Source organism: Lapidilactobacillus concavus DSM 17758 (genome assembly GCF_001435835.1).
In the GTDB taxonomy this organism is placed as follows: Bacteria; Bacillota; Bacilli; order Lactobacillales; family Lactobacillaceae; genus Lapidilactobacillus; species Lapidilactobacillus concavus.
The window spans coordinates 1-19980 of sequence record NZ_AZFX01000096.1; the positions used below are offsets into that span (position 1 = coordinate 1).

At 38.4% G+C, this 19980-nt stretch carries 19 protein-coding genes; 2 read left to right on the plus strand and 17 right to left on the minus strand.

Annotated elements, in window-relative coordinates:
* Positions 1-61: 61 nt before the first annotated feature.
* From FC15_RS09205 to FC15_RS08775, 17 genes are all read right to left on the minus strand, one after another.
* Positions 62-334, minus strand: coding sequence for a helix-turn-helix domain-containing protein (locus tag FC15_RS09205; RefSeq protein WP_057825852.1), 273 nt, complete (start codon positions 332-334; stop codon positions 62-64).
* 100 nt (positions 335-434) lie between these two features.
* A complete protein-coding gene (locus FC15_RS08700; protein WP_057825853.1) occupies positions 435-1367 on the minus strand; it encodes an NAD-dependent epimerase/dehydratase family protein in 933 nt (310 codons plus the stop codon).
* Positions 1368-1428: 61 nt separating this feature from the next.
* Complete coding sequence (locus FC15_RS08705) at positions 1429-1926, minus strand: acyltransferase (RefSeq protein ID WP_057825855.1); 498 nt, start codon at positions 1924-1926, stop codon at positions 1429-1431.
* 102 nt (positions 1927-2028) lie between these two features.
* A complete protein-coding gene (gene tagD, locus FC15_RS08710) occupies positions 2029-2424 on the minus strand; it encodes a glycerol-3-phosphate cytidylyltransferase (protein WP_057825857.1) in 396 nt (131 codons plus the stop codon).
* A gap of 126 nt (positions 2425-2550) precedes the next feature.
* Complete coding sequence (locus FC15_RS08715) at positions 2551-3720, minus strand: CDP-glycerol glycerophosphotransferase family protein (RefSeq protein WP_057825859.1); 1170 nt, start codon at positions 3718-3720, stop codon at positions 2551-2553.
* Positions 3717-5147 (minus strand): oligosaccharide flippase family protein, encoded by a 1431-nt coding sequence (locus FC15_RS08720; RefSeq protein WP_057825860.1) that lies wholly within the window; start codon positions 5145-5147, stop codon positions 3717-3719. The genes FC15_RS08715 and FC15_RS08720 overlap by 4 nt, the downstream gene beginning before the upstream one ends.
* Positions 5148-5155: 8 nt before the next feature.
* Positions 5156-6289 (minus strand): EpsG family protein, encoded by a 1134-nt coding sequence (locus FC15_RS08725; RefSeq protein WP_057825862.1) that lies wholly within the window; start codon positions 6287-6289, stop codon positions 5156-5158.
* Positions 6290-6291: 2 nt separating this feature from the next.
* Positions 6292-7185, minus strand: a complete 894-nt coding sequence (locus tag FC15_RS08730) for a glycosyltransferase family A protein (RefSeq protein ID WP_057825863.1) — start codon at positions 7183-7185, stop codon at positions 6292-6294.
* The gene (locus FC15_RS08735) at positions 7151-8317 is read right to left on the minus strand and encodes a glycosyltransferase (RefSeq protein WP_057825865.1); all 1167 of its coding nucleotides are present in this window, start codon (positions 8315-8317) and stop codon (positions 7151-7153) included. Before FC15_RS08735 ends, FC15_RS08730 begins: the two co-directional genes overlap by 35 nt.
* Positions 8318-8342: 25 nt before the next feature.
* Entirely contained in the window at positions 8343-9485 is a 1143-nt protein-coding gene (locus FC15_RS08740) for a glycosyltransferase family 4 protein (RefSeq protein ID WP_057825867.1), read from the minus strand.
* The gene (locus FC15_RS08745; protein ID WP_057825869.1) at positions 9485-10378 is read right to left on the minus strand and encodes an NAD-dependent epimerase/dehydratase family protein; all 894 of its coding nucleotides are present in this window, start codon (positions 10376-10378) and stop codon (positions 9485-9487) included. Before FC15_RS08745 ends, FC15_RS08740 begins: the two co-directional genes overlap by 1 nt.
* 13 nt (positions 10379-10391) lie before the next feature.
* Positions 10392-10991, minus strand: a complete 600-nt coding sequence (locus FC15_RS08750) for a sugar transferase (protein ID WP_057825870.1) — start codon at positions 10989-10991, stop codon at positions 10392-10394.
* Positions 10992-11007: 16 nt separating this feature from the next.
* Complete coding sequence (locus tag FC15_RS08755; protein WP_057825872.1) at positions 11008-12837, minus strand: polysaccharide biosynthesis protein; 1830 nt, start codon at positions 12835-12837, stop codon at positions 11008-11010.
* 424 nt (positions 12838-13261) lie between these two features.
* Complete coding sequence (locus tag FC15_RS08760) at positions 13262-14047, minus strand: tyrosine-protein phosphatase (protein WP_057825873.1); 786 nt, start codon at positions 14045-14047, stop codon at positions 13262-13264.
* Positions 14019-14756 (minus strand): CpsD/CapB family tyrosine-protein kinase, encoded by a 738-nt coding sequence (locus FC15_RS08765; protein WP_057825875.1) that lies wholly within the window; start codon positions 14754-14756, stop codon positions 14019-14021. Before FC15_RS08765 ends, FC15_RS08760 begins: the two co-directional genes overlap by 29 nt.
* Before the next feature lie 12 nt (positions 14757-14768).
* Positions 14769-15614 (minus strand): YveK family protein, encoded by an 846-nt coding sequence (locus tag FC15_RS08770; protein WP_057825877.1) that lies wholly within the window; start codon positions 15612-15614, stop codon positions 14769-14771.
* Positions 15615-15685: 71 nt separating this feature from the next.
* Entirely contained in the window at positions 15686-16804 is a 1119-nt protein-coding gene (locus FC15_RS08775; protein ID WP_083479182.1) for an LCP family glycopolymer transferase, read from the minus strand.
* An 873-nt stretch (positions 16805-17677) separates the two neighbouring features.
* On the opposite strand from FC15_RS08775, the gene FC15_RS08780 reads away from it, so the two are divergent.
* Together FC15_RS08780 and FC15_RS08785 are read left to right on the plus strand one after the other, a co-directional pair.
* Complete coding sequence (locus FC15_RS08780; RefSeq protein WP_057825878.1) at positions 17678-18052, plus strand: hypothetical protein; 375 nt, start codon at positions 17678-17680, stop codon at positions 18050-18052.
* 206 nt (positions 18053-18258) lie between these two features.
* A complete protein-coding gene (locus FC15_RS08785) occupies positions 18259-18792 on the plus strand; it encodes an HdeD family acid-resistance protein (protein WP_057825879.1) in 534 nt (177 codons plus the stop codon).
* Positions 18793-19980: the final 1188 nt, after the last annotated feature.

Here is a 19980-nt window from a genome sequence, read left to right on the forward strand (position 1 = left end):
TTTAATGAATCGGCGATTTAAAAAACCTGGCACTCATGTGGATCATTCACAACGCCACAATTTAATCAAGCACCAGCCCAATGCAAGGATATGACGTGTGTCTTGTTAGATATTTTTGAACGATTTCCAGCTTTAGCTCGGTTGGATAACGGTGCGGCCAAGCTCGCTTTAATCCCGCTTCGCCATCTTTGTGATAACGTTGGACCCATTGCTGGATCTGTTCACCTTTAATATTGTACTGAGTGCCAACTGCGTTAGGAGTAATTCCCTGCTCCACTAAGCTAATACACGCCAGTTTTTCCTTCAATGTATAGCGGGAACCTTTTCTTCCCATAAAAAACTCCTTCCTAAGTGTACAAGCTTTGATTATTTGCTTGTCTACTTAAGTAGGAGTATAGCCGATTAAAAAAAACATATCTTATATCCTTTTTTTATTATTTCAATGATTCTAGGTACACCGCCACACCGTGTTCAACATCGAATTGAGGCTGATATCCAAGCTTAGATAATTTACTAATATCCGCTAAAGAATCCTTGATATCTCCCGAACGTGGTGGTTGTAACTTCAAGGCTATTTTTTTGTGTGTCAACTTTTCAAAAACTTGAATAATGTCAGCCAAACTACTAGCCGTCCCTGTTGCAACATTGTACACATCATGGCTGGCGCTTGGAGTTTTCATTAACAGCAATAGTGCTTGCACAACATCACCAACAAAAACAAAATCACGCGTTTGAGATCCATCACCGAAAAGTGTAAATTGTTTATCATTTATAATAGCATTGCTGATTAATGATAATACTCCAGAATATGGTGATTTCGGATTCTGTCTTGGTCCATATACATTAAAGAAACGAACACAAACAGTATTTAACCCATACAGATTACCATAATCAATAACAAAGCGCTCCGTTGCGAATTTATCAATAGCATACGGTGTCAAAGGCCTCACCATAGTTGTTTCTACCTTAGGTAAAGTTGGATCGTCACCGTAAACAGCGGCAGATGATGAAAATAGTATTTTCTTGACCGGCAATTTGTTAACTCGAATTGTATCTAAGATAAACAAATTTGCATTCTGATTAATTTCATGCGTCTCCAAAGGACGATCAATTGAATCCGCAACACTTGCAACTGCAGCCAACAAATAGACATAATCCGGACGCTCATCAAGTAATAGTCGCTTCATAAAAGAATAATCAGTAATACTCTTTTCATAAAAAATAATCTTATCTGAGACTGGTAGATTACTCTCCAACCCCATTGAAAGATCATCAACAACCATAACTTTGTCCGTTATTTTAACTAATTCTTCTATCAAGTTAGAACCGATAAATCCAGCTCCACCTGTTACTAGTGCTGTTGCCATATTCTCACGCTCCAAAAACCATCGTTGTTATTATTACTAATAATGGTTTAAATAATTGTGTTTAGTCTAAATCTTTAACTCTTTTTGCAGGCACACCCACATATAAACCGTTAGGAGCTGTATTCTTTGTTACAACCGCTCCCGCACCAATTACACAACCTTTGGCAATCGTTATTCCAGGCAATATCGTGACGTTACAACCTATCCAGCAACCATCGTCAACATAAATATCCGTGTATTTAATTTCTCCAGCTCGTTTGTTTTTGGGACCAATTATGTGTGTGCTTCCCTCAAATAACACATTGGGAGCAATCGAGCCATTATTACCGATCTTTATTTTTACATTGCCTGCTCCGTTTTGAAAAGAAACATGATTATTGATGAAACTATTATCGCTAATTTCTACATTATTAGCGAAAATATAATTATGAGGTCCAATAATGACGTCATTGCCTATCCTAAGGCTTTGAGATCGATATAAGCCGATTCTTACCTTCATAGGTATAATTGATCCTGACGCAATCGTGTTCATGATAAAAGATTTAATGTGTGGAGACATCTATCTTCTCCTTTATTTTCCACTTATGATTTTAAAGCTGATTCTGACATTATTGCTGGCATAAACTTAATATCAATAAAATATCATTGAAATAAATACACGTCATATTTTTAAATCTTTCTTGATTTGAGAAGTAGAAATCTCGGGTGTCCTTGGTAAATAAATTACTTGTGCGTCGGTTTTACTCTCTAAATAGTCAAACTTACCGGACCAATCGTCGCCCATCACAAAAGTATCAATGTGATATTCCTTAATATCTGTTGTTTTCTGTTCCCACCCAGTCTCCGGGATAACAAGATCTACATACCGAATAGCCTCAAGCAATTGTTTACGTTTCTCATACGAGAAATAACTTTTTTTCTGTTTTTCATCCCAGTTAAATTCATCGGTTGATAAACCCACAATTAGATAATCCCCGTATTCTTTCGCCCGCCGTAATAAGTTAATATGACCATAATGTAGCAGGTCAAATGTACCGTAAGTAATCACACGTTTCATTTTTTTACCTCCGAATTTGTACATTACATTTTTGTTTTATCAAACTATAAATATTATACCACAATAAGTAAAAGCGTATGAACCGATTTCTTCATCTGGCTAATACCAGACGACACGTTTCAATGCTTAATCTTGCATAGCCTTAAGTATATACTGGCAACTTTGTTTGGTTGCAGTACCAAAGAAGTTTACATATTGTTTTTTAAATTTCTTGACATGTTGTATTGCTGATTCTTGACTATTCAATATATTTTGACTTAATCCATCAGTTGTCCTTGATGACAAAAGATTATCTTCAATATTAAAATACATTCCGCGCATCTTTTGATAATCCTCGAAATCAAAAGAAAAAATAAAAATTGGTTTCTCGGTGATTGAATAGTCAAAGATTACACTTGAATAGTCCGAAACAAGCATATCTGAGACGTGCATTAGCTCATTAAGATCTGGGTATCTTGAAACATCTATTATCCTGTCAGATATTTCGTCTCCATGCTTAATAACATCTACTTCGTAGTGTGACCTGGATAAAATTTTGTAATTTGCTGGTAGTTTTTTGACCAGTTCTATCATTAACATATAGGAATTGCTGGTAATCTGATGAAGAGAATTATGTTCGAATTCTCTAAAAGTTGGCGTATAAAGTATGATTTGATCAGAATCTGTAAAACCAAATTTTCTTCTAAGATCCTCTCGACGCTGAACTTGGTGTGTTAAGTCGTCATTCCGAGGCAATCCAACTTTGAATATCTTAGAAGAATCGATTCCAAACGCTCTAGAAAATATGTCACATTCATAATCACTTTGTACTGTAAATTTATCTATACGATTGAAATCCGCTCTTGAGCTAAATGACTGATTATTCTTAATATCCAATCCCATTTTTTTGAGTGGAGTACCATGCCACGTATTAAAATATATAGTGTTGCGCTTTTTGAATTTTAGCCCTCGTTCTATTGATGAATTTGTTACCCAAACCTTTGCTCTGAGCGCAACAAGAAAGAATTTAAGGGTATCAACTTTGACTTTATGACTGTCATCAACAGATTCAACTTCTTCCGGTCTTTCGAATGCCCAAATCATTTGCAAGTCGTTAGGGCCTCTTGATTCCAAATAATTGTAAATTTCTTTGGGACTATCAGAGAAGCTCCTTCCGCCGAAACTCATAAATAAAATCGTATCCGAATGAGTTCTCACAAAATAGCCAAGAATCTTGAGAAGAAAACTGCATAGATAATAATAGACTGCATAAATAAATGGGTTATACTTAACTATTTTTTTTATTACAGCTTTCATCTTTTCAGGCTCCTTAATGAATTCAACAAATTATGTCTCTCAAAAACTAAAATTAATGTTCCATATATTAATATTGCCAACACAATTTGAATAATGGTTGTTTGGATTCCCTTCGCTGATCGGCCAATTAAATATATCGGTATAAACATAACAATTGAATAAAGAATAGAACGTGTAATTAAGCTGTTTCTGAGAGCTTTTATTTTTGAAGCTGAGAATGAAAGTATCACTAACAATATTAGCGTTTCTGATACAACCGCAACCCAAGCTGTAGCAATAGCCCCACCCGACAATGTCACACAATAATTTAAAACCAAGCTTACAACTCCACCAACGCTTAGTGCTCGGCTATATGATAATGCCCTACCAGAGGCCATTAAATATAAATATCCAAACGCCTCATTTAATGTTGCGGGAACTATTCTTAAGCTCAATACAATCATAACTGGTGAAACCTGACTAAATCCATTTCCAAAAAACCAAGAAACAAAATTGGGAGAGATAGCAATCAACCCGAACGTTAGGGGAACAGACAACAGCATGGTTATCTCAATGGAACTTTTCAGTAGACTGTTTGATTTATTATCGTTTTCTTTCATTGAAAGTTCATATGACATTCGAGGAAACATAACAGTTATAAAAGACGTGATAATATAAAGTGGAATGGACACAATTTTTGTTGCATTTGCATAATACGCAACTTGTATATTATTGGTATTCCAACCTAAAATTAATTGATACATCAAAGTCGTAAGTTGCAAAAAAGCAACAGGTATAAAATAAGTGATAATAGCCTTTAATTGGTCAATAAACGGTTTTAAATGAATTTTTTTTAACAAAAATTGTTTTAAATCAATTTCGCGCCATACATATAGCCACATTACTACATTAGCCATTACGCTAGAAGCCGCCAGAATTAGTCCATACAGTAATGTATCTTCGGGCCCATGAATCATAACAAAGATCAAAGTCATCCCAAGAAGTTTACTGCCCATCCCACGGACAACAGTCGTTCGAAAATCTTCCTTACCTTGAAAAAACCACGAGACATCAAAGTATACACTAACTAAGTATAATCCCTGAATTAAATAAAGTTGTTGATACTTATCCACAAAGTTTATTACATAAAAAAAATACAGAAATAATGTAACTGTTGTTGTCAAAATTTGGTTCAAATAGATGCTCTTAAAACAAACAAGTAGCCTTGAAGGTGAATCTCTGTTCTTTGAAATTATATTATTGCCATATTTTTGTGTTCCCAAATATGCAAATAGTACAAATACCTGAACCATTGACAAAGAGAACGCATTAACGCCCACCCCAGAAGGCCCAAGTCTTCTGGAAATATAAGGTGTTGTAATAATTGGAACAATTATTGAGAATATCTGATATCCCGATGTATATAAAAAGTTCTTAAGTACTTTCATAATTGCCCCTATCTAAAAATTGACAAGCCATATTGAAGGAAACTTCGATATGTCATCATAATTCCACCATCAAATTGTGAAACGTACTTATACATACCTAGAAAACAAATTACTGACACAGCCGAATAGATAATCAATTTAATCCCAACGCTTTTATTTTCGACTAAGTATTCAATCACCATGCCGTATGACAATAATAGATAAAACGGCATTCTAACAAGGATACCTTCATTAACAAATAAAGAATAAAACGGTAGGATACATAAAAATAGTTTAATCATAATCTCTTTATTTTTATCTAACTTAATTCTATCAAACCCTAAAATTAAAAAAATATCTAAAACCAAAAACTCGGCCAAATGCAAAAGGTTGGTTCCACCCTGATACGCATTACCGGAACCAGCAACCGAGTCAATTTTATCTTGTGCTGAGCCCGAGAATAAAGACGATAACACTCCTAAATGACTTAGCACATTAATATTGAGCATTGATATGAAGATAGTTAAAGTAAATACTATGGAGTAAATAATTATTCGCTTCTTAGTTAATTTAACATATCTTAATAAATAAAGTGGTATTAAAAATATAGTTGCAAAGTGAATGGTGGATGCTATCAGAATGAGAATACAATATTTTAAGAATTTACCTTCACGCAAGTACTTTATTGACAATAGAAAAATGCCAACAGCAATACACTGTCGCATGTATACAAACGTCAATCCTAAGAAAGCCTTATACATCATCACCACAACAATCAGATTCATATTATTTGTAAAATTGGATAATCCGGCATAAACGCAAACATAAAAAAACACGGAAACAATTAAAGTAAACCCAAAGAAATTAAATCCAAGTGTCTTTATTAAACTATTAAGAAATTTATATCCAATTTCGGATCCAAAAAGGCCAGAGCTTTTGATCGTATCTAACAAATGAAAATCATTCAACACTGGGGTTATATTAAATGTATTGTCGTAATTATAAATATCATACCCACCCATGTAATAACGCGTTCCGGTAATAATGCTTAGAATACCTATTGGAACGATTGCTATTAAATTACGATATTGTTTTTTGGGAATTAGCGTACTAAATAGAAGTAGCGTTGTTGCAAACAAAAAAACTAATGAATAAATCCACATAGTTAGGCACTCCTATACTTTTTATACCAATAATGATACAGTACATAACCAAAGGGAATAGCAAAAAATATTAACAATTTATAATGTGTCTCTTTAATGATTTGAGCAATATTTTTTCGCAGAAAAAAAGAATAACAAGATTTCAATAGCGCGTTTTTTATACGTATTTGAATCTTAATCCTCTTATTCATATGCAGTTCACAATTCAGTAATGCCCCTTTTAGGTTCTGCAAGCGCATTTTCCTACCTGCCATAGTTAATCCTGTGCTTAAATATTGCGGAGCAATATATATAACTTGATTAATATATAGCGTGCAATAAGACAACGCTAATGTTGTCCATAGCATCCCCTCACCTAGAAATTTTTCCCCTGAAATTTCTGGAAAACGGTATTGCTTAAAAGCACTAGTTCTCAATGTTTCACAGCAATCGCCATTTATATTCCGATTAACTCTAAACTCAATATGATCTGATAGAATTCTGTCTACTGGCATTTTTGCAAGAGGAATACCATCCGCTTTGCTCTTCATAAATGTTATACCAGCAATCTTGGAATTATCTGCTATTTTCTTCCATTCAGAAGCCACGGTATCCACGGCATCCGTTGTTAAAATATCATCACTATCAAGTATCATCACATACTCACCCTTGATAAAGGAATGTGCATAGTTCAACGCCGTATGTTTCCCACCATTCGGTTTAACATAATAATCGATCTCAAAATCTACAGTTTTATTCTTTAGATGTTCAACCAGTTGCTGTGTCATATCAGTACTTCCATCATCAATAATCAGCCATTGAAATTTTTTATTCGATTGCTTACATAAAGATTCCCAGCATTTTTTTAATGTTGAAACCCGATTATACGTGGGCGTTATTATCGTCAGAATTGTCATCATTACCTCCAGATAACCGTAAATATAAATTTGATATTTGAGGTAACGTTTGTGAAATATCATAATGAGCTTTTTTTATATCATCGGTGTGTGATTGTCTATGCTGCTTTGAATATATTTCTTTATTTTTAATGATTGTGTCAACCCATTGAGAATCTGCTTTTTTTAAAGATTCAAATACTAGTAACGATGAAACCATCGCTTCAACTGGAACAGCATCAGATGCAATACATGGTAATCCAGCACACTGTGCCTCAATCAATGAGATTCCCAAGCCTTCATGTAGTGATGGGAAGACAAACACATCCATTGCTGATAGATAATCTGCAACGTCGTCTGTAACGCCAACAAAGTGTACTTGAGAATCAATTTGGTATTCTTGAGTTAAACTAAGTAAATCATTTTTCAAAGGGCCCTTGCCAAGAATCAAAAGTTGTGAATCCGGATCTCTCTTAGTGACTTGATGAAAAATACTTATCAACCTCTTCTGATTCTTTGCCTCTACTAGGCGACCAACATTCCCCATAACAAAACTATCAGGGGAAATACCTAATAAACGACGAATTTCATTGCGCTTATCTACTGAATACAAAAAACCACTTGAATCAATTGCGTTATTAAACACATGGAAATTATCTCGTTTAACAACGTTTTTTCCAAATCGATCTTTACCCGCTTGAATCGATGCAGCCAAAATTTCATCTACAAAATCTTTGTTATGGTAATTCAATAAGCTAATAACATGATCATGTACATTGAACCCATCAGAGAATGAATTGTGGCTATGCACTATAGTTTTCCGACCAAGCGACTTAGCAATTGATAAATATATAAATGCGGAGCTTCCAATATGACCATGTATCACATGATATTCTGGATGTACTTTTAAAAAAGACTTCCACGCATGATGATAAGAAAAGAAATTCACCATGTTAAACTTCTGCATATAGTAAATTTTACCACCTAGTGATTTGATTTCATCATCAAAATCGCCTTTGTCACGCGAGTGAACCATAAAATCAAACTGTATTTTATTACGATCTATTCGTCGATATAAACTCATTATCATAGTCTCAGCACCGGCACGATCCATCTTTCCAATAACATGTAGCACACGAATTGGTTTTGTCATCAACTAACACCTTCATACTAATATTTTAAAAAGAGCTATAGATATCTTGCATATATTCTCTTACTATTGTTGTGCTAAAAGATGATACTTTTTTATAACCTTCCAAAATAAAGGATCTCAATTGTTTGTCATCATTAGTTAAGTGATGAATGTATTCTACTAATTCGTTCACACTTTTTGGATCCACTAAATATCCATTCAGCCCATTTTCAATTAAATCTACATTACCTCGAATATTTGATGCAACGATTGGAAGCCCTGCCGCCATTGCTTCCATTAGTGATACAGGTAAACCCTCTCTAAACGATGGAAATACAAAAACATCTACTGTCTTCATTATTTCTAACACATCAGTTCTATACCCTAATAACTTGAAATGTTCAGCAAAACCATTTGATTGAGCAATTTTCAATAACTCGTCTTTTTTTTCACCAATTCCACAAATAACGTAAAAAATATTGCTTTGATTAAGAGCGCTAAGTGCTTTTAGTACACTTGAATGGTTCTTATTCACATTTAATTCTCCAACAGACAGAATTACTGTTGCATCTTCAGGAATCCCCAATTCTCTGCGCTTTCTAGCACGATCAACAGTAATACTCTGTATATGTTCCACATCTATCCCAATTCCTGGAACATATCTAACTGATTTAGCATGAAATTTCTCTTTTGCAAGCTTTGTGTCTTCTTGATTCACAGTAATCAGAACGTCTGTGTAACGCGACAGAAATTTTTCTACGGGGTAAATCATTAACCAACTTAATTTTGAACTGCCATGAAAGAACTGAAATCCGTGTGCAGTGTATATAACTTTAACATGATATTTATGTCCAACAATTCGTCCACAGACTCCACCAACGGGAGACTGGCAGTGAATAAAATAGAATTTGTTTTCCTTCGTTATTTTAATCAATTGACCCATTGCAATTTTCAACGTTCTAGGTGTTCCAATTCCTCGTGGAAAATCTACCTGATGTGTATACACACCAATTTGTTTTAATTTTAGTTTCAATTTCTGATTTTCTTCTGGGCTCATCGTACTTCCGTGTTCAAAATTTGTTGCCACATGCACCTGATAACCGAGTCCTTGTAGAGTGGCTATATTATCCATATTAAATTGTTGGATCATTGATGCAACAGATGTGATCATCAGCATTGATTTGGACATTAGAGCGACCTCCTGATTGATTCTTTAAACGAAACGACTTGATAATCATTCAATAACATATCTGATGATTTAGATAGCCCTTTATCATATACCAATGACCCAAATGCTTTGTTCGCATATGCCCCAATCATGCTATTGTCATGATTCATTAGCAGATGTAGTAGTGAATTCATCCCTGAGACTAAGATGACATTGTTACCTCGTATTGTTCTGATCATTTTGACTAAATCAGTTGTATTCACATATTCCTTGTTTTGTGGGAAGTATGTAGCGGTCAATTGACTTTTGATAATCAATTGAGAGATAAACTCAGCCAAATTATCAACGAAGAGCATCGACCGCTGATTAGTTATTTTCGGAAAAACCGGAGATATCTTGGCAATTTTAACAAGAGATGGAAAGTTTCCCTTACTATTCGGCCCATAAATCATTGGTGGTCGAATAATAAGTACCTGAAAATTTACATCGGTCATTTTTTGTAAGCTTCGTTCTGCTTGTAATTTACTATCTCCATAAAAATTAGCTGGATTAGTTGGTGTTTCTGCAACAATATGATCTATCTTTTGTCCATATACAATGATTGAACTCATGTAAATAAATTGCGAAAAGCCGTTGCGCTCAGAGCGATACTTCTGAGCTACTGCAACGGCTAGATCACGATTAACTGCGTAATATTCTTGCTTAACTGCTTCAGAAACATGGCTCACGTCTGCGTGTGCCTTGCCAGCAACATGAAATACTGTATCATATACAGAAAAATCGCGTGATTTCCATGCGTTCCCACGTACAGAAATTACATCGATCTGAATTTCTTCTCTATGATTTGCTTCAACATATTTTCTAAAACTTTCACCAATATAACTATTTTTCCCAGTGATTAAAACTCTCTTCATTAATTATGGCTCCTTATGGTCGAACAATTGTCTTTCCTTCTTTGACACCATCGTGCTTCATAACCGATGTGATCGTGCCGAAGAAAATTTTTACGTCACCCGCAAATGTGATATGTCTACAATATTCACCATCAAATCCTGCTTTCACAGGAATAGGCAATTCGTCGCGTCCACTGATTTGCGCTAAGCCGGTTAACCCTGGTTTAACATCATTGGCATGATATTTATCGCGCTCATTCACCAAATCGTTTTGATTCCAAAGTGCTGGGCGTGGTCCAATAATACTCATATCGCCCTTGAGAATGTTTAGAAGTTGTGGCAATTCATCGAGACTGGTCTTCCGTAAGATTGCCCCTACACGGGTAATATAATTACCAGCATGAGCTAGCATATGTGTAGGCATATTGTGGGGTGTATCAATTCTCATCGTACGAAACTTATAAATTTTAAATATGGCTTTGTCTTTTGCGATTCGTTCTTGCTCAAACAAGACTGGCCCCTTAGAGTCTAATTTAATCGCAATAATGATGAACAGATACAACGGCGATAAGATAATTAACCCCAGTAATGCCAGTATGAAATCAATGTCCCGTTTTAAATAATGAATGTACATATTAATTCTCCCTGTTTTACTCAGTTCGAGTTTTCTCTTGCCCGTTATGTTGGTTTGAATATTCAACGATTTCTGTTGAGAGACTGTCATCATCTAGCGTTAACAAATGTTGTGCAACCTTGATGATGTCTTCAATGTTGTAATGTGACACATGCCCCAACGAAATTTTATCGTAAACTTTTTTGTTCGTTTTTTCTGCATCAGTAACTAACTCTTCATAAAGCTTTTCACCAGGGCGCATTCCGACTTCTTTGATCCCGATTTCTGCTTCTGTATGTCCGGACAAACGAATGACATTCTTGGCAAGATCTAAGATTTTAACTGGCTGACCCATATCCAAAATGAATAGTTCGCCGCCCTTAGCCAATGCACCTGCCTGAATTACGAGACGACTCGCTTCAGGAATCGTCATAAAGTAACGGGTCATCCGTTTATCAGTTAGGGTCAGCGGACCGCCGGCTTTGATTTGACGTTCAAACAGCGGAATAACACTCCCGCGACTCCCCAGAACATTCCCAAATCTCACAACGGCAAAGTGTGTCTTGCCAGGTTCATTCTCTCCAGTAACGATCATCTCAGCCATCCGCTTAGTTGAACCCATGACACTAGAGGAGTTAACTGCCTTATCGGTCGAAATCATGACAAAGGTCGTCACGTTCGCCGCCTTTGCAGCATCAGCGACGTTCTTAGTACCAAAGACGTTATTTTTGATGGCTTCGTGTGGGTTGTATTCCATTAGAGGGACATGTTTATGTGCAGCCGCATGATAGACGATATCTGGTTTGTACTCGGCCATCAAGTCGAACATGAGTTGCCGATCTTGAATATCACCGATAAGCGGTACAAACTTGATATGATCATCTGGGTAACGTTTCCGCATCTCGCGAGTAATCATATAAATCGAATTTTCACCATGACCGAGCAAGAGTACTTGTTTGGGGCTGAATTTAGAAACTTGGCGCACAATCTCAGAACCAATGGAACCGCCAGCACCTGTAACTAATATCACCTTTTTAGTGATTCGATCTGAAATTTGGCTCATATCCAGTCGAACTTCTGGACGTTCGAGGAGATCAGCAACATTAATATCTTGAAGTTGGCCGGCATTACTCTTATCGCTTAAGATATCATCCAGCTTGGGCATTCTATTGATTGTGACTTTTGTCTCACGCAATGCCGTCATCAGCTGATCATAACCGGCTGCAGGCAAACTTGGAATGGCGATAGTAACCTGTTCAATTTCATTTTGTTTGATCAGATTAGGCAAATCCTTCAAGGTTCCTAACACCTTGACACCATGGATCCAAGTGCCTTGCTTATCCGCGTCATCATCAACTAAGCCGACCACGTTTATGTCAGGTTGATCATAAGAAAGGCGATTCAGTAACACGCTAGCACCATCACCGGCGCCAACTAATAATGTCGGAATTAGTCGACCATTTTTTAACCCATTGCGATGCATTAAGAATTCAACATAATAACGCCACGTTAATCGACTGCCCGCGATAAACAACAATGCAAATAAATATGTAAGGACAAAGTGACGCGCGCTGAAACCTGTTCGGAAAACAATCAATCCAATTAGCGTGACCAGATAGGCCGCTGTCACCGCCAAGGCAATTGAACTTACTTCTTTAATACTTGTGTATCGATTTATTTTCGAAAACACACGAACAGAATTGGCAATGATTAGATACAAGCCGGCTTCTGAAATAATTGTTAACACAAAATAAATACCGGATAAGGAAACATATCGATCCACAAAAAAGAATGCCATCTCATTAGCTAAAACTACCAAAATGACATCAACCAGCATCAAAACCATTTTTTTAGTTCGACGATTCATTCTTATTCCTCCAAATAGCTACCCTGACCCATGTTACCAATAACCATCAAACGATTATCTAAAGGTTCAAATACATGTTCAATATATAAACCCTTATCAATATATCCGAAATTGTTGTATCTACATCATAGATGATTTTTATACTTGTGAAAAGACTATAAATAACGTTCGTTTTCTGTAAGCTCTCAAATGTCGATTGATTAACCTTTATCCCATTATTACATTTATGTTACTTCTTGATAAGTGACGTGAATCCAGTGTTTATCTACCATTTATTTTATTTGTGCATTCGACTTTTTGGGTATTTCACAAGTTTGATTCCGAAAAATATAGTCGTTTTAATCTGAATAAAACTGAACTTGTTCAGGCTTTGATTCTAGATCTCAATCGGCTACTTTTTTGATGTGATCAATTAAACAGTGGTTTAGAAGAACCTTTTACGTTTTTTCAGTAATGTGAGTGGAATTCGATGATCAATGTCCTCACCGTTGATCAGGTGCTTCGAATTTTCGTAAAATTGTGGCCCGTACGCGCGGTCTAATGCGTCGAGTGCCAGATACCCTTCCTTGAGTGCAAACTGGCGGTTAGGTAACATGTGGGCGTCTGAGGCGATAATGTGAACGAGACCGTGGGTAATCAATTCTTGTGAGAATTTCTGAACGCCTTTACCAAAGACACCGACTAAACTGGTGGCGGTCAATTGTCCTAAGGCGCCATTGCTAATGAAATCATAGAGAATTTCGGGATCCGCCTTGATGCGCGCGTTGCGTTCAGGGTGTGCAATGACTGGCGTGATTCCCCGCATGCTGAGTTGAAAGAAAAGTTCCGTCGTGTAAGTTGGCACTTCTTCGCGTGGTAACTCGACTAAGAGATAGCGCATGGCGGAATCAATGCCTAATAGGTCCTCAACACGCTGGTCAAGATCCCCATTCAGATGAACCTCTTGTCCCGGGAAAAGAGTTAAAGGGATAGCCTGCTCATCAAGAATCTTCTGGAAGTCGTGTACTTTTTGAACGACATCAAGTCCATGGTTAGTATAATTGCGGTCAAGGTGATGCGGTGTGCAGAGAATATAACCGATACCTTCTCGAACGGCGGCATCCGCAAGCTCAAGCGATTCTTCAACACTCTTTGAGCCATCATCGAGGCCAGGTAAGATATGACAATGTAGGTCGATGAGGCTATTTTTTCTCGGAGTATTCGTAGCCATAGTAACCATCTCCGTTGTTGTAGTATCCCGAATGGCCCTCTGATCTCACATCGTTTAAAACAACACCTAGAATGTTAGCTTGTGCTTGTTCGAGACGTTCCTTGGTATCTACCACAGCACGTTTATCGGTGTAGTTCTGACGAACGACTAAAATCACGCCATCGACCATGTTTGAAAGAATCTGACCATCAGTCACCGGCAGGATTGGCGGTGCGTCGACGATAATCAAATCGAAATATTGTTTCAATTGATCAAAGACGGTTGCCATCAATGGACTGCCAATCAGCTCGGCTGGATTCGGTGGTGTCGGGCCACTCGGAATAACCGCCAAGTTTTCAACCATCGTTGGATGGCAAACTTCGGTAATATCATCAATTTGACGAACAAGATAGTTGGTCAAGCCACGATTAACTTCCCGAATTCTAAACGTACGATTAACGGTTGAACGGCGTAAATCGGCATCAATCAACACCACACGTTTACCAGCTTGGGCGAATTCGACCGCCAAGTTAGCAGTCACGATCGATTTACCCTCTGAAGCCATCGCTGAAGTGACCATGATTGTTCGTAAACTTTGTGCTTGTTGGGCAAAGCTGACGTTGGTTCGAATTGTTTTAACCTGTTCGGCAATGACAGACGATGGTTCGTTGACCGTAAATAAATTTGCAGGTGCAACGGGTTCTGGTCCTTTATTTTTTCGATTGAACATTATTTGACCTCCTTAGACACGTTTTGTCGGTGTACGACGTAATGGCTCAATTGGCGTCGAACCTGTCGTCTGTGTTGTCGTTTTCACCTCAGGTCGATCAACAATCGGTGAGAGCGGCACGAATTGTTCGCGCGTACGAAGATTCTGATGTTTGCGGTGACCAGACTTCTTACTCCCCGTATGATAATGAGAGACAATGCCTAACTTGGTCAAGCCTAATTCGTCAGTCAAATAATCGATATCTTTAACATTATGATCGGTCAATTCCCGGAGGAAGGCCAGACCAACACCAATCAATAGACCCAAAACAAAACCAATCATCAAGTTTAACTTTTTACGTGGTGAAACGGCTGACTTAGGCTTCGTTGCACTGGCAATAATCGTGACGTTATTGATCGATAAAATCTGCTTCACTTTCTTTTGGAAAGTCTTGGCGATAATATTTGCAATCGTTGCGGAACGAGCCGCATCTGTGTCGGTCACGTTAATTGTAAAAACTTGCGAATTCTGTTGGTTCGTCACACTGATCATGCCTTGCAATTCAGAAGTTGAAATATCATAGCCCAGTTGCTCGCGAACTTCTTTGCGCACTGGCGTCAGAGTAACTGACTTCGTGATGATGTCTTTATAGGTGTTGATCATCTGAACATCGGCTTGTTGATCACTCAGTTGATTGTTGATATTGTTCTCTTGCTTTCGATTCACCAAGATATCCACACCCGCCTGATACTTAGGGGTCATGAAGGCATACGTTGCCACAGCTGAAACCAGCAGGCAGGCAATTGTCGAAGCGATGATCAGGCGCAGATGTTTACGTAGAATTTTGAGGATACTTTCAATGCTAATTGTTTGGTCCATGATTTACTCCTAGAATTGGTCTATTGAATAAGTTATCTTAACAGGGTTGAGTTTGATAGAACCCGTTTAATTTACTTCGTGGTCTCAGCCGTGTCGCTCTGTGGCGAATAAACGTGGAATTGTTGCTTGGAATCAGTACTTGTGAAACTGAAACCGTTTTGAACATTCAGGCGATTCTGACGCGTCTCTTGATTATCAAGTGTTTCTTTCGGTAAGCCCATCTCTGAACGTAGATTGTCAGATAATCGTTGAAGCTCTGTCGTCGATGGAATCTGGATCATTGCCTGTCCCCACATGGCATTCACGCCGTGAAGGTGATCATCTTTGATTGTCTTCGCATAACCCCGATAATCTTTGAAAATGCTGACCATATCATTGAACGTTAAGTTGGTCGTCATGTTTTTAGAAACTTGCTTCAGCACATCTTGGAAATTCGTCAAGGTCCGCGTTGAAACTGCCGCCTTGATTGCTGATGTGATCACTTGGCGTTGACGCGCTTGACGACCATAATCGCCCTGAGGATCATCGTAACGCATCCGTGAGTATGCCAGTGCCTGCTCACCATTCAAATGCATCTTGCCTTTAGTGAAGGTCTTCTTTTCATAAGTAAATGTAAACGGCACGTCAACATCAACGCCACCAACTGCCTCAACAATCTTCGAAAGACCACCCATGTTGATGGTGACGTAATACTCTAGCGGCACGTTAACTAACGTGGAAATCGAACGAAGTGCCATTTTAGAACCGCCAACCTCATAAGCTGCGTTAAGTCGCTGATAATTAAATTTATCGGTCCCAACAAGCTCTGCCATTGTATCGCGGGCTAAACTCGTTAAAGTCGTTTGTTTCTTCTTAGGATTAATTGTTGCAATGATCATCGTATCCGTACGGCCCTGATAATCACGACCAAAGGCACCGGTATCTGCACCCATTAATAAGATACTTAATGGCTTCTTAGCATCAATAACTGTCTTAGCCGCTTGCGTCTCACCCGCAGATTTATAACTAGAATCGAGTGCATGCTTAGCCGTGAAGAAGAACCAGCTTGCATAGCCTAGCACAACAACAACGATGGCAACCAATGCCCAAATGATTATTTTACGCAAAGTATGTTTGCGATGATGATGGTGGTGATGATGATGTGGTGTAGCTGGTCTTTGAAGCTGACCGTCATTATGATTGCTATCCATAATTTACTTCCTTTGTATTCATAATCACTAAAATGCACCTAGTATGCAGTATAGCATAATCATGTTCAAAAAAGAATGACTGTTATGAAAATGTGAAGAGCTGCGTCAAACCGATTTAGCCATTAATTTCTGGTAGCGGAGGGGAAAATGGTTGACACGCTGTGAAAATGTTGTTGATCTGCGTCACGAGTGATGCAGATCTGACAACATGGGATAAAATTGAGACTTCGTGCAACGAAGGCTCAATTTTAAGGTGGAAGCTCCTTTAGAAGCTTGCTTCTAAAGAGCTGGAACCGGCCCCACAAGCATGTCACCCATTTTTCCTGTAGCGTACTATTTCCACAGCAACTTCAGTTAACAGCACTTCCAATTCAGGACGCAAAAAAAGAGCCGCGCTCTGCGCAGCTCTTTCAGTCCGATAGTTACGAACTATCTTATCTATGTACTCGAGATAACAAACGTCATCACGATCTCCCCCCGAAGATCACTGATCACTTCTCAATAGTGTTAAACACAATCCCTGTATCAACAAAAACTATTGTAGCCCATAAATTGATTCCATAACGTTCATGATTTAATAAAAATTCTTTCGAAAAATGAATCTAGCTGTGATTGAAAACAGTTTCCTTACCAAAATCCCCCCACAAGCCTATAATAAAGGCGGTAATATTTGGGACAAATATCCACTCTGTCAGTAGTATCGATTGAAACGCGATCTGAGCACGACTTTTTTTGAAGATGTTTGACCTTTCTAAGTCACTCTATCCTCAATCTGATGAGTGACTTCTATTTTCGAAGTCATGATGACTTGACCGTGTCCAAAATAACGTTCCGGTCGATTCGTATTTGCCAAACTAAAATAAGGAGGAAACTATGTTATTAAAGCAAATCATCATCAGTAATTACCGTCAAGATCAAACCGCGCACGCCTTTCTTGAGTTCTATCTGCAGTTATTCCGTTCAGGTGAGCTCGATACTTTGTCAACACGCGATCCGCAGCATCAAATCATCGATATCAATCTCTTCTTGATTGATGTTTCGTCGCCAACACAAGAAGAATTACTGGATACGCTAGTTGCTCATGAGCAGGCTGAATTACAGGCGCTTTATCATGAACTGGCCGAGCACGATCCACACATCAATGAATTACGCACCTTGGTAGATTGGCAGAATTGGTACCGCCAGATGACGGCAGATATCGCGGTAAAAACAGCCGGCAGTAGTTGGAATCATGTCCAAACACGCTAACTCGCCACGTCGAATCTTTTGAGGACACCTCGCGAGTTGTTAAATTTATTTTTTAAATTTCGGAAGGAGTTGTGACATCACTCCTTCCCTCTTTATTGTTAAATGTTGCTCGTCTGGCACTTGCGGCCGGGAAATATCAGTCTGAAGATTGATGAGATACGACCCACTTTCTGCGAAAATAATAATGAACATGGAGGTTGAGGCTTATGGATAATCTAGTTAAAAATGTAAAAAGAAATATGTGGTTACGTGCAATTTTATTTATTGTATTCGGCTTATTGATTGCGATTCAGCCAGGCATGCTGATTGACTTCAGCATCAAAGTCATTGCACTTTACCTGTTGATAATGGGAATTATCGGCTTAGTCAACGGACTCAGAGAACGATCAGCAAGTTCTAACGGCTCAATGAATACGACGACAGTTTTCGGGATTATCGAACTTGTCGGTGCACTGTTCGTCTGGCTGTTTGCAAAGCCGCTGCTGAGTCTACTGCCATTCGTCATCGGCGTGGTGCTGCTGATTCACGGCATCAACTACATCATGCAGGTACGCAGCAACAAACGCTATGTCAACAGTAGCACATTGCCAAGTTACATTTATGGCGCATTGGTCGTTGTGGTCGGATTCATTATGATTTTCAATCCATTCGGTTCACTAACGGTTCTCTTCAGTATCTTCGGTTGGGTGCTCGTCGTTATGGGAATCGCAGAAATTTTCGGGACGCGAGTTTTCAAATAATAGTTTGTTGAGAATGACAGTTTTTCTGAACGGCTTCACTTCGGTATTTATCTGGAGTGAGGCCGTTTTTTTGTGTCCTTCTTAGACCTGTCAGTCCACTATCTGTCTGTCGAGTTGTTAGAGTTGTCAAACCCGTCAGTCCACTGCTTGTCTGTCGAGTTGTCAAACCCGTCAGTCCACTGCGTGGAAAGTTGTTGCCTTCGCTGTGGGGCCGGCTGCAGGTTTATTCGGCTCGTGCTTTGCACTCGGCGAATAAATCTTCCGCCTCAAACATTAGCCTTCGCAAACGTGTTCCACAAGGCAACTTCTTGCGCTTAACCACAATTTCTAAACGATTCGTTACACGAATCATTCAGAAATTATCGTTAATGCTCAGAAGCTACCCGCCTTGTTCCACACGCTACGCGAAGGCTAATGTTTGTCCCATGTTGTAAACCCGCATGGTCCCCGCGGATTAACAACATTTTCACAGCACGGCAACAACTTTCCACTCCGTTCCCTGACTCAGATGTGAAGGCAGAGTTGAGATGTAAAAAATTAAGACGCTTAAACAATGTAGACACCTTACTTGGTTATTCAATTGTTTAGACTAAATCAGAAGTTGCGGAGGAAAATGGTTGTGATGCTGTGAAAGTTCTGTTGGACTGCATGCTTCTTGCAGTCTTACAGAACGGGTAAATTGGAGACTTCGAACTTTGAAGGCTCCAATTTTAGGCTGGAGCCATTTTTGCAGCAAGCGCAGCGCGCAGCAAAAAGGCGGAAGCCAACCCCACAGCAAGAACAACCATTTTACGTAGCAACTTCGACAAACGGAAGTTAAAAAATTCGATTTTCTCAATTTGTCATTCTAGACACACGACTAATACAAATATTCACGCCAAAATACTTGCACATTCCAAGCGAAATAAGCAAGTTTTTGGCGTGAATTTGAATATTTATCGTATCTGAATTTTCCTATTTGACGCAATCACGATCTTTAAAACGTGATCATTTTTTCGTTCGACGAAATAAGTTACAAGTAAATCTTACCCAGTTATCTCTAGTTACCGACTAAATCAGAAGTTGCGGAAGACAATGGGCATGATTGCAGTGACAGTGGTGTTAGCGACAAGAGCGTGGAACAAGGCGGTTTGCAGTTGAGCATTAACGATAATTTCTGAATGATACGCTTGCGGATCGTTTAGAAAT

Bases quoted from the DNA above. Each gene is read 5' to 3' on its own strand.
- FC15_RS09205 (WP_057825852.1), bottom strand. From the start codon at position 334: ATGGGAAGAAAAGGTTCCCGCTATACATTGAAGGAAAAACTGGCGTGT.
- FC15_RS08700 (WP_057825853.1), bottom strand. From the start codon at position 1,367: ATGGCAACAGCACTAGTAACAGGTGGAGCTGGATTTATCGGTTCTAAC.
- FC15_RS08705 (WP_057825855.1), bottom strand. From the start codon at position 1,926: ATGTCTCCACACATTAAATCTTTTATCATGAACACGATTGCGTCAGGA.
- tagD (WP_057825857.1), bottom strand. From the start codon at position 2,424: ATGAAACGTGTGATTACTTACGGTACATTTGACCTGCTACATTATGGT.
- FC15_RS08715 (WP_057825859.1), bottom strand. From the start codon at position 3,720: ATGAAAGCTGTAATAAAAAAAATAGTTAAGTATAACCCATTTATTTAT.
- FC15_RS08720 (WP_057825860.1), bottom strand. From the start codon at position 5,147: ATGAAAGTACTTAAGAACTTTTTATATACATCGGGATATCAGATATTC.
- FC15_RS08725 (WP_057825862.1), bottom strand. From the start codon at position 6,289: ATGTGGATTTATTCATTAGTTTTTTTGTTTGCAACAACGCTACTTCTA.
- FC15_RS08730 (WP_057825863.1), bottom strand. From the start codon at position 7,185: ATGACAATTCTGACGATAATAACGCCCACGTATAATCGGGTTTCAACA.
- FC15_RS08735 (WP_057825865.1), bottom strand. From the start codon at position 8,317: ATGACAAAACCAATTCGTGTGCTACATGTTATTGGAAAGATGGATCGT.
- FC15_RS08740 (WP_057825867.1), bottom strand. From the start codon at position 9,485: ATGTCCAAATCAATGCTGATGATCACATCTGTTGCATCAATGATCCAA.
- FC15_RS08745 (WP_057825869.1), bottom strand. From the start codon at position 10,378: ATGAAGAGAGTTTTAATCACTGGGAAAAATAGTTATATTGGTGAAAGT.
- FC15_RS08750 (WP_057825870.1), bottom strand. From the start codon at position 10,991: ATGTACATTCATTATTTAAAACGGGACATTGATTTCATACTGGCATTA.
- FC15_RS08755 (WP_057825872.1), bottom strand. From the start codon at position 12,837: ATGAATCGTCGAACTAAAAAAATGGTTTTGATGCTGGTTGATGTCATT.
- FC15_RS08760 (WP_057825873.1), bottom strand. From the start codon at position 14,047: ATGGCTACGAATACTCCGAGAAAAAATAGCCTCATCGACCTACATTGT.
- FC15_RS08765 (WP_057825875.1), bottom strand. From the start codon at position 14,756: ATGTTCAATCGAAAAAATAAAGGACCAGAACCCGTTGCACCTGCAAAT.
- FC15_RS08770 (WP_057825877.1), bottom strand. From the start codon at position 15,614: ATGGACCAAACAATTAGCATTGAAAGTATCCTCAAAATTCTACGTAAA.
- FC15_RS08775 (WP_083479182.1), bottom strand. From the start codon at position 16,804: ATGGATAGCAATCATAATGACGGTCAGCTTCAAAGACCAGCTACACCA.
- FC15_RS08780 (WP_057825878.1), top strand. From the start codon at position 17,678: ATGTTATTAAAGCAAATCATCATCAGTAATTACCGTCAAGATCAAACC.
- FC15_RS08785 (WP_057825879.1), top strand. From the start codon at position 18,259: ATGGATAATCTAGTTAAAAATGTAAAAAGAAATATGTGGTTACGTGCA.